Raw genomic sequence first — 14,627 nt, 5'->3', positions numbered from 1 at the left:
TCGGGCGGGAACTTCGGTTCTCGCCCGTATCGTTTTGGGGCCGATGCGGCATCAAAACGGTTGCAACGATGGGTGAGGGGGTTATCAAAGACGAACAACAGTTGGGAGGACTGAATGACAGGTTCGAGCAGAGGTCATGGTGGCAGGCGGATCGCCTTTCTCGGTACCGGGCTGATGGGCGCGCCTATGGCTCGCCGGCTGCTCGGAGCGGGCTTTGCCGTCACCGTCTGGAATCGCGATCCCGGCAAGGCTAAGGCGCTGGCAGCGGACGGTGCGGTCCTTGCGGAAACGCCCGGGGATGCCGTTTCGGGGGCTGATGTCGTCATCACCATGCTGACCAACGCCGAAGCCGTCGGAAACGTTTTGTTCGACCGCGGCGCGGCCGATGCGGTGGCGTCCGGCGCTATCGTTATCGACATGAGTTCAATCGCCCCACATTTTGCCCGTGATCATGCGGCGCGGCTTGCTGAGCGCGGCATCGCTCATGTCGATGCGCCGGTTTCCGGCGGCGTCGTCGGAGCGGAGGCCGGTACGCTGGCGATCATGGCGGGCGGCGACGAGGCGGTGATCGAAAAGCTTCAGGACGTCTTTGCGCCGATGGGGCGTGTCACCCGCGTCGGCCCAAGCGGATCGGGTCAGCTTGCCAAGCTTGCCAACCAGCAGATTGTCGCAGTGACGATCGGCGCCGTTGCCGAAGCGATGATGCTGATTGAGGCCGGCGGCGGTTCGCCGGCCGCCTTCAGGGACGCCATTCGCGGCGGCTTCGCCGAGAGCCGTATACTTGAACTCCATGGCAAGCGCATGGTCGAGCGGCAGTTTACTCCAGGCGGTTCGTCCAGCAATCAGCTGAAGGACCTGAACGCGGCCATGGAGACCGCCGCCGCGCTGTCGCTGACGCTGCCCCTGACTGCGGCGGTCCATGCCGAATTCAGCGAATTCGTCGCAAACGGCAATGGTGAGAAAGATCATAGCGGCCTGCTCCTGCATCTCGAAGAGAAGAACGACCTGCCGGGAGGCAAGAGGTGACCGACAGCCATTCTCCGAAGCGGCGCCTGCGTTCGCAGGATTGGTTCGACAATCCCGACCATATCGACATGGCAGCGCTCTATCTCGAGCGTTTCATGAATTACGGCATCACGCCGGAAGAGCTGCGTTCCGGCAAGCCGATCATCGGGATTGCCCAGAGCGGCAGCGATCTCACACCTTGCAACAGGGTGCATATCGAGCTTGCCAGGCGCGTGCGCGACGGCATTCGCGATGCCGGCGGCATTCCGATCGAATTTCCCACGCATCCGATCTTCGAGAACTGCAAGCGCCCGACGGCGGCACTCGACCGCAATCTCGCCTATCTCGGCCTCGTTGAAATCCTCTACGGCTATCCGCTCGACGGCGTCGTGCTGACGACCGGCTGCGACAAAACCACGCCTTCGGCGATCATGGCGGCGTCGACGGTCGATATTCCGGCGATCGTGCTGTCCGGCGGGCCGATGCTCGACGGCTGGCACGAGGGGGAACTGGCAGGCTCCGGCACGGTGATCTGGCGGATGCGGCGAAAATATGCGGCAGGCGAGATCGATCGGGAAGAATTCCTGCAGGCTGCGCTCGATTCGGCTCCATCCGTCGGCCATTGCAATACGATGGGCACGGCTTCGACGATGAACGCCCTTGCCGAGGCACTCGGCCTGTCGCTGACCGGTTGCGGCGCCATTCCGGCCGCCTACCGCGAACGGGGCCAGATGGCCTACCGTACCGGGCGGCGCGCTGTCGAGATCGTCTTCGAGGACCTGAAGCCGTCGGATATTCTGACCCGCGAGGCTTTCCTCAACGCCATCCGCACCAATTCGGCGATCGGCGGTTCCACCAACGCACAGCCGCATCTGGCCGCGATGGCCAAGCACGCCGGCGTCGAGCTTCATCCCGACGACTGGCAGGTGCACGGCTTCGATATCCCGCTGCTGGCCAATGTCCAGCCGGCGGGGGCCTATCTCGGCGAGCGTTTTCATCGCGCCGGCGGCACGCCGGCGATCATGTGGGAATTGCTGCAGGCCGGAAAGCTCGATGGCGGCTGTCGTACGGTGACGGGCGGGACGATGGCCGAGAACCTGCAGGGCAGGGAAGCCCGGGACCGCGAGGTTATCCGGCCATTCGGCGAGCCGCTGAAGGAGCGGGCCGGCTTCCTCGTTCTGAAGGGCAATCTCTTCGATTTCGCGATCATGAAGATGAGCGTCGTCTCGGAGGATTTTCGTCGGCGCTACCTTCAGGAGCCGGGCCGCGAAGGCGTCTTCGAGGGCAGGGCGGTGGTTTTCGACGGGTCCGAAGACTATCACCGGCGCATCAACGATCCTGACCTCGGCATCGACGAAAATACCATCCTCGTCATCCGCGGCGCCGGGCCGCTCGGCTGGCCGGGTTCGGCTGAGGTTGTCAACATGCAGCCGCCGGATCACTTGCTGAAACGCGGCATCAGCAGCCTGCCGACGATCGGCGATGGCCGCCAATCGGGCACGGCGGACAGCCCCTCGATCCTCAACGCCTCGCCCGAAAGCGCTGCCGGCGGCGGTCTCGCCTGGCTTCGTACCGGCGACATCATCCGCATCGACTTCAACCACGGGCGCTGCGACATGCTGGTCGACGATACCGAGATCGAACGGCGCAAGGGCGACGGAATTCCGCCGGTGCCGGCGGATGCGACGCCATGGCAGCAGATCTATCGTCGCTCGGTGACGCAATTATCGGACGGCGCGGTTCTCGAGGGGGCGGCCGAATTCCGCCGGATTGCGAAAAATCCGCCGCGGCACAACCACTGATCCTGGAGGGCGCCGCGGACTGCAAGTTCTTTGATCCAAAAGGGGAAAATCGTAACGGACGGTTCACCTAATGACTAGTTCGATCATCGGGACAAGGCTTCATTAATGCCAGCTTGAGACCATATTGCAGTTATGGAAGCTTCTAAGGCTGAGACCGCGTTGCCAGAAAATCGACCCACACGATCCGAACAAGAGTTTCAGGATCTTCTGCGCCGGCTCGAACTCGCTCTCGATGCATCCCGGATCGGTGTCTGGGAGCACAGCATCGCAAAGAACGAGATCTTATGGGATGCGCAGATGCACCGTCTCTATGAGACCGGCGAGACATGCCGGGAGGTGCCTGCATGGTTGTGGTCGAATGCGATCCATCCCGACGATCGCGAGCAGGCCGAACGCGACTTCGACCTGGCGATCGCCACGCGGGGCGCCTATAATTCGCAATTCCGGATCGTGCTGCCGAACGGCGAAATCCGCCATCTGCGCTCACGCGCGCATTTCTACGTGGATGCCGAGGGGCTGCCCTCGTTCATCGGCGCCGAATGGGATGTCACCGCCGACGTCCTGCTCAATGCTGAACTCGCGGGCCAGAAGATGGTGGCCGAGGCGAGAGCGCTGGCGCTCGAGGCAAGCAATGCCCGCATCGAGCATGTCGCCGATCACGATTATCTCACCGGCCTGCCGAACCGGCGCCTTCTCGACAAGCGGCTCGCCGAGCTGCCGGCCGACAGGAGCATCACGACGCTTGGCGTGCTGCATCTCGACCTCGACCAGTTCAAGCAGATCAACGACAGCCACGGTCATGCGGCAGGCGACGCCGTGCTCAGGGCCGCAGCCCTTCGCATCACCGCGGCCATTCCCGCAAATGGCATGGTCGCCCGTGTCGGCGGCGACGAATTCGTCATCGTGCTGGTCAATTTCAGCGATCTCACCGAGCTGAAGCTGATTACCGACGACCTTCAGCGCCGGCTGCGCAAGAAGATCCGCTTCGGTCAGGAGATGCTGCAATCCGGGGCCTCGATCGGCGTTTCCTGGAGCGGCGATCGGCGGGCGCGCAACCTGCTTGCCGAATCCGATCTGGCGCTCTACCAGGCCAAGAAGCTCGGGCGCAACCGCGTCGAACTCTTCACGCGGCAACTGCAGGAGGATCTGCGCGCCAAGCGTCGCCTTGCCGAGGAGCTGAAGCTCGGGCTGGAGCGCGGCGAGATCGTTCCCTATTATCAGGTGCAGCTCGATGCCCGGACGCGTGAGGTCATCGGCTTCGAGGCCCTGGCGCGCTGGAAACATCCGGAGAAGGGCGTGCTCGCTCCGGGGGTATTCCTGAAGATCGCCGACGAGCACGGGCTTGCGGCCGAGATCGATGCGGCGATCCTCAAAAACGTTCTCGAAGACCGGTTGTTCTGGCGGTTGCAGGGCCTTGCGGTTCCGCGCATCGCCGTCAACATCTCGGCGTCGCGCCTTGCCGATCCGGCGTTGCTCGGCAAACTGAGGAAACTCGACATTCCGTCCGGCGTGATCGTCTTCGAACTGGTCGAGACGATTTTTCTCGACGACAGCGACGAAAAACGGCTCGATCATATCGGCGATATCAAACAGATGGGCATCGACATCGAGATCGATGATTTCGGATCCGGCCATGCCTCGCTCATCGGTCTCGTCAAGCTGCGGCCGAAGCGGCTGAAGATCGACCGGCAGCTGATCGCCGAGGTCGTCACGTCAGCCGAGCAGCGGCGCTTGGTGGGTTCGATCGTGGAAATTGCCAAGGCGCTCGATGTCGAGGTGATCGCCGAGGGCATCGAGACCGAGGCGCATGCCGTCGTGCTGGCGCAGCTCGGCTGCGATGGCCTGCAGGGTTACGCGTTTGGTTATCCCGCACCGGCGGCCGAGACGGCTCGCCTTTTCTCACCGATGGCGAGCGGGATCGAAAAGCAGAAGACCGCGATGGGCGGAACGATCCGATGATCCGTTAGCGGCCGGCGGCGTCGACAGCGTTTACTCGCGCTCGCAGGAAGGTAATTGGCGCGCAAGTAATTTTCTTGAGCTTGCATCGGCATTGTTTCATGGTAATGCGGAAACCAAGCTTTCTGCATTGCACCGAAAAATGATTATACGCGTCGTCAAGACCATGAGCGCGGCTCTCCATCATTCGCAGCTGCAATCGGGGAGCCGGGAACCTGACAATTGCTTTGCCGTTGCCGGGATGGACTTGCGGGACATTCAATCTGGGAAAGTCGCATGAATTCGGAATTTGCCGTTCGTTCAATGCGGCCCGGCGAACTGGAACTCGTGCTCGAATGGGCGCGTCAGGAGGGTTGGAACCCGGGCCTTGACGATTCGCTCGCATTCCTGGAGGCCGATCCGTCGGGTTTTTTCGTCGGCGCCATTGGTGAAGTTCCCGTCGGTTCGATCTCCGTCGTCAAATACGGCGAGAGTTTCGCCTTCCTCGGCCTCTACATCGTCCATCCCGATTTCCGCGGCAAGGGTTACGGCAAGGCGATCTGGGAGGCGGGCATATCAAGCGTGGGGGACCGCACGATTGGCCTCGACGGCGTCGCCGCACAGCAAGACAACTACCGCAAAGCCGGCTTTGAACCCGCCTATTCCACCACTCGCTACGGCGGCGTTGCCACCACCTTGCCGGTCTCGGCGCTTGTCGCGCACCCGGTCATGGATTCGCGTCTCGAAGGTCTGCAGCGTTATGATTCGGCGATCTTTCCGCAGCCGCGTGACGGCTTCCTTGCCGCCTGGTGCACCGCTCGCAAGGGCCGTCGCTCGGCGGTGGTGCGCAAGAGCGGCAAGATCCGCGGTTACGGCACGATCCGCCGCTGCTACGAGGGTTATAAGATCGGGCCGCTCTTTGCCAACGATGCCGACAGCGCCGCAGCACTGCTTGCCGAATTGATCCCCGAGGCGAAGGGGGCTGCTCTCTTCATCGATATCCCCGCGGAGAACTATGAGGCGGTGGCGCTTGCCGAAGGCCTCGGACTTCGACCGGTGTTCGAGACGACGCGCATGTATCGCGGGCCGGCGCCGGCCACTCCGCTCAAGCATGTCTTCGGCGTGACAACGCTGGAGCTTGGCTAGTCTACAGGTGAGGCGGGCGCCGTCGGAGCCGAGGCTTTCGGACGGCCTTTTTCGGCGATGGCAATGCCGCCCAAGGTCAGTGCCAGCGCGATCATGTGGAAGGACTGCAGCCTCTCGCCGATCAGGGCGACGGAGAGCAGGGTTCCAAACACCGGCACGAGATTGATGAACAGGCCGGCGCGATTGGCGCCGATCGCCTCGACACCCTTGATATAGAGGATCTGCGCCAGCAGCGACGGGAAGGTCGCCGTGTAGAAGGTGATGACCCAGCCGGCCTGATCCGGCCATTGCGCGGCACCCCGGCCGGCTTCCCAAAGGAGCAGCGGCACCGAGGTCAGCATGGCGCCGAGTGCGGGGAACGCCATCAGCGTGCGCCAGTCGACGGGCGGCTTCCAGCGCAGGAAGATCGTGTAGACCGAATAGGCGGCAATGGCGATGAGCATCAGCCCGTCGCCGCGGTTGAGGCTCAATTGCAGCAGCGTTGTCAGGTCGCCGTGAGCGGCGGTCAGAGCGACGCCGATCAGCGTCATACCGAAGCCGAGACATTGCGCCAGCGAGATGCCGGTGCGGAAGAACATGAAATTCAACAGGAAGATCAGCATCGGGATGCCGGCCTGCTCGATGGCGACATTGATCGCCGTCGTGTATTGCACGGCCGAATAGAGCATGGCGTTGAAAAGTGTGTAGCCGATGACGCCGTAGAAGAAGAGCAGCGGCAGGTTCTTCCTGGCCACCGGCCAGTCCCTCTTGAGCTGCGGCACCGAGATCAGCGCGATCAGCATCACAGCGATGAACCAGCGCAGGAAGGTCAGCATCATCGGACTGATATGGCCGACTGCGAGCTTGCCGGCGACGGAGTTGCCGCCCCAGCAGAGGGTGGCGACAACGAGGCAGATGTAGGCCGTGGCTTGCAAGAGCGCTTTTCCCGTCTTTCCGCGACCGCCGAGCGGCGTTTTGTGACGGGCAATAGCCTGCCAGCTGCTGATTTGTCACGTAAAAAGCCCAATCACCTGTGACAACAGGGTCGCTTTCCCAAAAACAAAGCTTTATAGATGCGCGGGTTTGAGCAGGTGCGCGGTTTTCCGCCGGTAACAGGAAGAGTTGGATGACGAACGTAGTCGTGGTCGGTTCGCAATGGGGTGACGAAGGCAAGGGCAAGATTGTCGACTGGCTTTCGGAGCGCGCGGATATCGTTGTGCGCTATCAGGGCGGACATAATGCCGGCCATACGCTCGTCATCGACGGCACCAGCTACAAGCTGTCGCTGCTGCCGTCCGGCGTCGTACGTCCGGGCAAAATGGCGGTGATCGGCAACGGCGTCGTCGTCGATCCGCATGCGCTGATCGCCGAGATCGGTCGGCTGGAAGCACAGGGCGTGACGGTGACGCCGGAGAATCTGCGTATCGCCGACAATGCGACGCTCATTCTGTCGCTGCACCGCGAGCTCGACGCGATGCGCGAGGATGCGGCGTCGAACAGCGGCACCAAGATCGGCACGACACGCCGCGGCATCGGCCCCGCCTATGAAGACAAGGTCGGCCGCCGCGCCATCCGGGTGATGGATCTTGCCGATCTCGACAGCCTTGCCGGCAAGGTCGATCGTATTCTGACGCATCACAACGCACTTCGCCGCGGCCTCGGCGTCGCCGAGGTCAGCCACCAGACGATCATGGACGAACTGACCTCGATCGCCGATCGGGTGCTGCCGTTCCGTGACACCGTCTGGCTCTTCCTCGACAAGGAGCGCCGCAAGGGCTCCCGCATCCTGTTCGAAGGTGCGCAGGGCAGCCTGCTCGACATCGACCACGGCACTTATCCTTTCGTGACCTCGTCGAATACGGTGGCCGGTCAGGCCGCGGCCGGTTCCGGCATGGGGCCGGGCTCGCTCGGCTATATCCTTGGCATCACCAAGGCCTATACGACACGCGTCGGCGAAGGCCCGTTCCCGACAGAGTTGAAGGACGCGATCGGCGAGTTCCTCGGCGAAAAAGGCCATGAATTCGGCGTGGTGACCGGGCGCAAGCGGCGCTGCGGCTGGTTCGACGCGGCCCTCGTGCGCCAGTCGATCGCCACCAACGGCATCACGGGCATCGCGCTCACCAAACTCGACGTGCTCGATGGCCTCGAAGAACTAAAGATCTGCGTCGGCTATATGCTTGACGGCGAACAGATTGATCATCTTCCCGCAAGCCAGGGAGCGCAAGCTAGGGTCGAACCGGTCTATATCACGCTGGAAGGCTGGAAGGAATCGACCGTCGGCGCCCGCAGCTGGGCGGACCTGCCGGCACAGGCGATCAAATATGTTCGCCAGGTCGAGGAACTGATCGGGGCGCCTGTCGCGCTCCTTTCCACCAGCCCGGAGCGGGATGACACGATACTTGTGACCGATCCGTTTGAGGATTAAGCTCACGGGTCACTGTGGAGGATAGTTCGGTCGGGTGCCGGACTTCTTGAGAAAGTACTGATGGCGGATTTTATTGCAGTTATTCGGCGAGCCGTTGACGGCCTGGCTGAAAATACCCCCGAGATGCGGGTGAAAGTCTACGAACGTGCCCGCGGCGCAGTGCAGCGGCAGCTCGAGAACATGAAGCCGCGTCCGCCGGAAACCATGCTGCAACGCCAGCTCGACAAGCTCGAGGCCGCCATCCGCGAAGTGGAAGGCGAACATTCCGAGGCGCTGCCGCTCGATGAGCCGGTTGCTGCTGTCACCGCGCCGGAATTCGTCGAAGAACAAACGGTTCACGACGAAGGCGAACCGGCGCCAGCATCGGAGACGGCCGTCGAGGAGCCTGTCGACGAAGCCGATGCGGAACCGCAGGCGGCCGAGGCCGCCGTCGAGCGCGGTCATGTGGAAGCCGCCGCGCCCGAGGACGCCGAGGAAGAGGTCGCCGCCGAGGAGCCCGTTTCCGAGGAGATAGCTGTTTCCCCGGAAACGGCTGTTTCAGCCGAGGCGCAGGTTTTGCCGGAGGTACCCACTCCGGTCGAGTCATACTGGCATCCCTCGCATGAGGAGGAAGCGCCGGCCGAGGAATGGCATGCCAGCGAGGCGCGCGACGTTGCTGTCGAAGAGGCGCCGACCGAGCATGACGTCTGGGAGCCGCCTGCCGGGCATCGCAGCCAAGAAGCCGACGAATATCATGCTGACGAGCAGCATCCCGCAGAAGAGACCGCGGCCGAGCCGGCGGCGGTGGAAAGCGAAGAGCCGGAGGCCGGGGAGGCTTACGAACCCGCCGCGCCGCTCCAGCCAATCACGCGCGGCATAGAACATGCTTCCAACCGGCTGGTGGAGCCGGTCGCAGATTTCGATCGTCCGCAGGAGTTCGTCGAGCACAGCCGCGAGGAGCCGCTGCAGGCTGACGCGGCTGCCCATTTCGATCCCGTCTGGTCCGAGCCTGCCGCCGAAACGCCGGCTCCGGCGCCGAAGGACGCGGAAACCGAATGGGCGGAAGAGGAACTGCGGCAATATTCGCAGACGGCGCCGGCCACCCCGGATACTTCGGCGCGTGCCTTCGAGGAGGTGATATCGAGCCTCGAAAAAGCGGCACCTGCGGCCGTCATGCCGGCGGCCAAGGAAAGTTTCTCCTGGGAGACCGCAGCCTTCGACGATCTGCCGCCGATCGAGGCCGGCAACAACAAGAAGGCGCCGGTCGCTTCGCATTTCGATGATGTCGATATTTTCGCGGAAGTGCACAACGGCAAGCCGGCGGCTGCCGGCGTCGCGCCGAGCGAGGACTGGCGCGAGGCGAAGGCGCTGCGCGGCTACGACCGCCGCGGCCCGGTCGCGGCTGACGACGACGACGCCAATCCGGCGATGGATATCGATCAGATGGTCGCATCCAAGCTGCAGGGCAAGAATTTCCGGATGGAGCCGAAGCGTCGCCGCTTCGGTATCGGCACGGTGATCACCCTTATCTTCGCGCTCATCCTGATCGGTGGCGGCGCCTATGCCGGCTGGATGAACAGAGAAGCGCTGGTGGCGATGGTCGACGGTCTCGTCAGTTCGGCACCGTCGCAGGCGACCAGGAACGAGGCGGCGACGCCGCCTGCCGGCTCCGCCACACCTGCCGAGCCGGGCGCGGCAACGCCGGCCCAGCCGACCACGCCGGAAGCGCAGAATACGCCAGTGGCGCCGGCCCAGCCGAACCCGAATCCGCAGGTGGCGTCAATGAACAATGACGGCGCCGCGGCCAATTCGAAATTCACCCAGCGGCTGCTGACGGATGGGACCGAGGTCGACAGCGGACCGGCGACGGCGCCGGGTACACTGACTGCGGAAGGAAAATCGGTCGCCGAACAGAATGTCGCGGCAGCGGACACGCCGCCTGCGGCCGCGCAGGGCGATGTCGCGCCGGCCGAAACGCCGACGCCGAACGGCCCGGTGGCTTCGCCCCAGCAGACCGCCCCCGTCGGCTCGTCGCAGAAGATGTTCCTCTATGAGGAGCGTATCGGCCAAAGCTCGCCGACGGCGATTGAGGGATCGGTCATCTGGAGCGTGCAGCACGAGGCCGGCCAGGGCGGCCGGCAGGAGGCGACGGTGCAGGGCAACGTCACTGTGCCGGAGCGCAATCTCTCGGCTCTCGTCACCTTCAAGCGCAATTCCGATCCGTCGCTGCCGGCAAGCCATCTCGTCGAGATCGTTTTCTCGCTGCCGCCGAATTTCGAAGGTGGCAGCATCGACAGCGTCCAGCGCATCTCGATGAAACGCACCGAGCAGGACCGCGGCGACGCGCTAATCGCGGTTCCGGCCAAGATCACCGACGATTTCCACATGATCGCGCTTAATGACTATCCCGATGCGCGCAAGGCCAATCTCGACCTGATGTCGACCCGCAGCTGGATCGATATCCCCGTCACCTATCGCAACGGCCGCCGCGCGCTGCTGACGATGGAAAAGGGCAATACGGGAACGGATGCCTTCAATACCGCGATCAAGGAATGGACCGCGCTCGGGGATGTGTCGACGAGCCAGTGAGGTGGTCAAGGAGTTCCTTGCGCTCAGCGCATTCGCGGCTCTGCCGCTCAGGCCCCTCCATCCACCTGCCGGCACCGACCGGGGTCGAGCCACGGGTCTCGACCCGTCCTTCGGACCCCCGTAGACGGGCGAAGGGGGGTCGCCGCAGCCTCTCCGTCCCTCGCTCAGCTCTCGCATGGCACGTCCCCTCGCCCCGTTTTTACGGGGAGAGGGTTAGGGTGAGGGGCAGCTTTTCAAACAAAAACGCCACCTCCCGCGTAAGGAGATGGCGTTCCAATTCTTAAAGTTCAGCCTTATCAGGCCGTGGCTTCGACGACGCGGACGGCCTTGGCGCGTTCCTGGGCTTCCTTGCGGACAGCGTCCTGCACCTTTTCGAAGGCGCGGACCTCGATCTGGCGGACGCGTTCGCGGCTGATGTCGAATTCCGTCGACAGGTCTTCCAGGGTCACCGGATCCTCGGCGAGGCGGCGAGCTTCGAAGATACGGCGTTCGCGCTCGTTCAGCACGCTCATCGCTTTCGCCAGCATACGCCGGCGGGTGTCGAGCTCGTCCTGTTCGATCAGTACGTCTTCCTGGCTGTCATGGTCGTCCACCAGCCAATCCTGCCATTGGCCGCTGTCGCCTTCCGCCGCCTTGATCGGCGCATTCAGCGAGGCGTCGCCGGACAGGCGGCGGTTCATCGAGATGACCTCCTCCTCCGAGACGTTCAGCTTGGTGGCGATTTCGGAGACGTGCTCCGGCTTCAGGTCGCCGTCATCGATCGCCTGGATGCGGCCTTTCAGCCGGCGCAGGTTGAAGAACAGGCGCTTCTGATTGGCGGTCGTGCCCATTTTCACGAGCGACCACGAACGCAGAATATATTCCTGGATCGATGCCTTGATCCACCACATGGCATAGGTGGCAAGGCGGAAGCCGCGCTCGGCATCGAACTTCTTGACGGCCTGCATCAGGCCGACATTGCCCTCGGAGACGACTTCGCCGATCGGCAGGCCGTAGCCGCGATAGCCCATCGCGATCTTTGCAACCAGGCGAAGATGGCTGGTGACGAGCTTATGGGCGGCATCGCGATCGCCATGCTCGGCATAACGCTTGGCCAGCATGTATTCCTGCTGCGGCTCGAGCATCGGGAACTTGCGGATTTCGTCGAGGTAACGATTGAGACCGGCTTCGCCGGCGGTAATGGACGGCAAGGTATTTCGGGCCATAGTGCACCCTCCTAAGTGAATTCCGGTTCCCGTTGGAAACGCGTCCTCGCGTTAAAAATGGCAAACCGGGACATGCGGCTCTACTGCGAGCCCGCACTAAGTCAATATACAGATAAGTGTGGCGAAACGGCGGTTCAAGGTGCCGCTCACGTAGCTGTGAGAGGGGTCGGAGAGGACGCCTCTATCCCCGCAATGCCTCGACCAGTTCCACCATATCATCGGGTAGCGGCACTTCGAAATGCATGATTTCGCCGGTGCGGGGATGCTCGAACTGCAGCATGAAGGCGTGCAGCGCCTGGCGGTTGAACCCGTTGACGACCTTGCGGATTTCCTCGGGCAGGCGGTTGGCCTTGGTCTTGAAGCCGGCGCCGTAGACCGTGTCGCCGAGCAGCGGATGGCCGATATGGGCCATATGCACACGGATCTGGTGGGTGCGGCCGGTTTCGAGATGACACTCGACCAGCGAGGCAAGCGCCGTCGCGTCCGGGTTCTCTTGGAAGCGTTCGATCACCTCGTAATGGGTAATCGCCTCGTCGGCGTCATGGCTGTCGGGGCGCTTGACGGCGCGGCGCGTGCGATCGCCGGTGGCGCGGCCGAGCGGCGCGTCGACCGTGCCGGTCAGCGAGCGGGGCCGGCCCCAGACGACCGCCTGATAGGCGCGCTCCAGCGGCATGGTGCGGCCATGATCGGCAAACTGGAGCGAGAGGTGGCGATGGGCAATGTCGTTCTTGGCGACGACCATGACCCCTGTGGTGTCCTTGTCGAGGCGGTGGACGATGCCGGGGCGGCGCACGCCGCCGATGCCGGAGAGTGTCGCGCCGCAGTGATGGATCAGCGCGTTGACCAGCGTCCCCGTCCAGTTGCCGGAGCCGGGATGGACGACGAGACCGGAAGGCTTGGAGATGACGATGAGGTCTTCGTCCTCATGGAGGATGTCGAGCGGAATGTCCTCGCCCAGCGGCGTCGGGTCTTCCGGCTCGGGCAGGGTGATCTCGAAACTATCGCCGTTGCGCACCTTGCGCTGCGGATCGGTGACGGGTTCGCCGCGCAGAAAAACCTGGCCGTCCTTGATCAGCGCCTTGATGCGGCTGCGCGAAAATTCCTCGCCGACCTGTGCCGTCAGCCAGGCGTCGAGCCGGCCTTCGGCGGTTTCATCGGCAGTCAGGACTTTTCTATTGCCGGCTGCTTGTTTAAAGGGGTCGCTCAAGACGCTTCTTCTCCGACGTATTTTTTTAGAACGGGACGCACAGATGACAGCAATCGAGCCAGACGACCAGGAAGAGAAGCCCCTTGATCCGGCGATGGAAAGTGTCCGGCGCAAGATGGTCCGCCTGCAGATCGTTTCCGGCGCCATCATGTTCGTGAGCCTTATGGCGGTCTTCGGCGCGGTTGTCTACAAGACGATGCGCGAGCCGAAGCAGACGGCGGCAGCCGTTTCCGCCGCCGGCGTGCCCTCGGATGCGCCGCTTGCGGCGACAGTTTCGTTGCCGCTCGGCTTCAAGGTGCAGTCCACCTCGTTTGCGGCAGGGCAGATCCTGTTTTACGGCGAAACGGCCGAGGGCAAGAGCAAGGCGCTGGTCTTCGACATCGCGACCGGCCGCACCGTCGCCGACGTCAGCGTCGCGGGCAATTGAGGCCGGCATGGCCGCCGTCCCGATCGCCATCGACAGCGCCGACGATCCGCGCATCGCCGAATTCCGCAATATCCGCGAGCGCGATCTAACGGGCCGGGAAAACCGCTTCATCGCCGAAGGCACCGTCGTGCTGCGCATGCTCGCAGAAGCGCATGCGCAAGACCGCGGCTTTTTCGCCGAAAAGATCCTGCTGCTGCGCAACCGCGTCGACGGCGTGCTGCCGATCCTGGAGCGGCTGCCGGCCGACGTGCCGGTCTATGTCGCCGAGGCCGATGTGCTGGACGGCGTCGTCGGTTTCCATCTGCATCGCGGCGTTCTGGCGCTCGGCCGGCGGGAGGATAGCGGCGAGGCGGCACTTCTCGACGCGCTGCCGGAACGGGCGCTGGTGCTCGTTGGCTGCGGCATTTCCAATCATGACAATGCCGGCTCGATGTTTCGCAATGCGGCGGCCTTCCGGGCGGATGCGGTGCTGCTCGACGAAACCAGCTGTGACCCGCTCTATCGCAAGGCCCTGCGTGTCTCGGTCGGTTCGGTGCTAAGCGTTCCACACCGGCGCAGCGGCAAGGCGCTGGATGTGCTCCTTTCGCTTGCCGAACGGGGCTTCGCCATCTGGACGCTTTCGCCGCACGGCAAGACCGATATCCGCGCCATTCCCGCCTCGCCACGCATGGCGCTCGTCGTCGGCACGGAGGGGGAGGGGTTGCCGGAGGCGCTGCTGGCGCGCTTCCAGAGCGCGCGCATCCCGCAGTCGGAGGAGCTCGACAGCCTCAACGCCGCGACGGCGACGGGGATCGCGCTGTTTTCCATGGCGTCGGCGATGGGTCGGATCTAAAGCATGTCGCGCAAAAGTGCGCCGCGGTTTTGCGGCAACGACATTCGTAAAAACAACGAGCTAAAGCGCAAGGAGCGAATCTGAAAGATCGCGACG

At 63.5% G+C, this 14,627-nt stretch carries 11 protein-coding genes; 8 read left to right on the top strand and 3 right to left on the bottom strand.

What is annotated here, in order from left to right; all coding sequences use genetic code 11:
* Positions 1-114: 114 nt before the first annotated feature.
* From AF337_RS08005 to AF337_RS07990, 4 genes are all read left to right on the top strand, one after another.
* The gene (locus tag AF337_RS08005; protein WP_049731690.1) at positions 115-1,026 is read left to right on the top strand and encodes an NAD(P)-dependent oxidoreductase; all 912 of its coding nucleotides are present in this window, start codon (positions 115-117) and stop codon (positions 1,024-1,026) included.
* Positions 1,023-2,807 (top strand): IlvD/Edd family dehydratase, encoded by a 1,785-nt coding sequence (locus AF337_RS08000; protein ID WP_049731689.1) that lies wholly within the window; start codon positions 1,023-1,025, stop codon positions 2,805-2,807. The genes AF337_RS08005 and AF337_RS08000 overlap by 4 nt, the downstream gene beginning before the upstream one ends.
* A gap of 132 nt (positions 2,808-2,939) precedes the next feature.
* Positions 2,940-4,766 carry a putative bifunctional diguanylate cyclase/phosphodiesterase gene (locus AF337_RS07995; RefSeq protein WP_049731688.1) on the top strand — a complete coding sequence of 609 codons (1,827 nt, stop codon included), beginning with the start codon at positions 2,940-2,942 and terminating at the stop codon, positions 4,764-4,766.
* A gap of 273 nt (positions 4,767-5,039) precedes the next feature.
* Complete coding sequence (locus AF337_RS07990) at positions 5,040-5,888, top strand: GNAT family N-acetyltransferase (protein ID WP_049731687.1); 849 nt, start codon at positions 5,040-5,042, stop codon at positions 5,886-5,888.
* Here AF337_RS07990 and AF337_RS07985 read toward each other — a convergent pair.
* A complete protein-coding gene (locus AF337_RS07985; protein ID WP_049731686.1) occupies positions 5,885-6,802 on the bottom strand; it encodes a DMT family transporter in 918 nt (305 codons plus the stop codon). The two genes, AF337_RS07990 and AF337_RS07985, sit on opposite strands and share 4 nt — an antisense overlap.
* A 191-nt stretch (positions 6,803-6,993) precedes the next feature.
* Here AF337_RS07985 and AF337_RS07980 point away from each other — a divergent pair, with 191 nt between their 5' ends.
* The gene (locus tag AF337_RS07980; RefSeq protein WP_003566044.1) at positions 6,994-8,292 is read left to right on the top strand and encodes an adenylosuccinate synthase; all 1,299 of its coding nucleotides are present in this window, start codon (positions 6,994-6,996) and stop codon (positions 8,290-8,292) included.
* A 60-nt stretch (positions 8,293-8,352) separates the two neighbouring features.
* A complete protein-coding gene (locus AF337_RS07975; protein ID WP_049731685.1) occupies positions 8,353-10,860 on the top strand; it encodes a RodZ family helix-turn-helix domain-containing protein in 2,508 nt (835 codons plus the stop codon).
* Between the two features lie 296 nt (positions 10,861-11,156).
* On the opposite strand, the gene rpoH is transcribed toward AF337_RS07975, so the two are convergent.
* Positions 11,157-12,065, bottom strand: coding sequence for an RNA polymerase sigma factor RpoH (rpoH, locus tag AF337_RS07970; RefSeq protein WP_049731684.1), 909 nt, complete (start codon positions 12,063-12,065; stop codon positions 11,157-11,159).
* A gap of 181 nt (positions 12,066-12,246) precedes the next feature.
* Positions 12,247-13,272: an RluA family pseudouridine synthase gene (locus AF337_RS07965; protein WP_049731683.1), complete on the bottom strand. Its 1,026-nt coding sequence runs from the start codon at positions 13,270-13,272 to the stop codon at positions 12,247-12,249.
* Between the two features lie 43 nt (positions 13,273-13,315).
* Between AF337_RS07965 and AF337_RS07960 the strand changes: the two genes are divergently transcribed.
* Positions 13,316-13,699 carry a hypothetical protein gene (locus tag AF337_RS07960; RefSeq protein ID WP_049731682.1) on the top strand — a complete coding sequence of 128 codons (384 nt, stop codon included), beginning with the start codon at positions 13,316-13,318 and terminating at the stop codon, positions 13,697-13,699.
* A 7-nt stretch (positions 13,700-13,706) separates the two neighbouring features.
* Entirely contained in the window at positions 13,707-14,531 is an 825-nt protein-coding gene (locus AF337_RS07955) for a TrmH family RNA methyltransferase (RefSeq protein WP_049731681.1), read from the top strand.
* Positions 14,532-14,627: the final 96 nt, after the last annotated feature.

The sequence above is a fragment of the Rhizobium ecuadorense genome (assembly GCF_001187535.1).
In the GTDB taxonomy this organism is placed as follows: domain Bacteria; phylum Pseudomonadota; class Alphaproteobacteria; order Rhizobiales; family Rhizobiaceae; genus Rhizobium; species Rhizobium ecuadorense.
The sequence above is the reverse complement of the archived record's forward strand: the minus strand, read 5'-3'. Positions and strand labels throughout refer to the sequence as shown.